This is a genomic window from Cecembia lonarensis LW9 (assembly GCF_000298295.1).
In the GTDB taxonomy this organism is placed as follows: Bacteria; Bacteroidota; Bacteroidia; order Cytophagales; family Cyclobacteriaceae; genus Cecembia; species Cecembia lonarensis.
The window spans coordinates 1-535 of sequence record NZ_AMGM01000339.1 but is presented as its reverse complement, the minus strand read 5'-3'; the positions used below and the strand labels follow the sequence as shown (position 1 = coordinate 535).

General features: G+C 46.0%; 1 protein-coding gene. It reads left to right on the top strand.

Annotated elements, in window-relative coordinates:
• On the top strand, window positions 1-535 hold a 535-nt coding region (locus B879_RS21570), incomplete at both ends, for a hypothetical protein (RefSeq protein WP_040401694.1).

The window sequence follows — 535 nt, the reverse complement described above, 5'->3', positions numbered from 1 at the left end:
TTGAGCAGGGCCTGGTGCGACTAAGCAACAAAGCCACACTGGTGGTATTTGGCATTGTAAACTTTATTCTGCTCCCCCTGGCCCTAATCAACAGGTTTACCATTCCCGTTCTGCTGCTGAGCTCTCTTTTATTACCCCTTATATTTTACCTGAATAAAAAAGGAAAACACAGCCATGCCCGGCATTTTTTATTAATACTCCTGTATGGCATTATGCTGCTGATCTCGCTAATCAGGGGCTTGGACAGTGGTATATTATTCCTCTCCATCCCCACTATACTGCTGGCCCATATCTTCTTTTACCGAACCCGAAGCAGCTATATACACCTGACGGTGCTGGTGCTGCTAATTTTGTTTGTTCTAGCCATGAGCAGCCTGCAGGAACCCCTGCAACCCTACCCGCCACACGTACTTACTGTAGTATATCCCATCTATTTGCTCATTGCCATTACGCTTACCAGCATCTTTGCCGATTTTTTTTACAGCCTTGCCCGCCAGTACCAAAAGGAATTATTAAAGCTGAACAGCACCCAGAC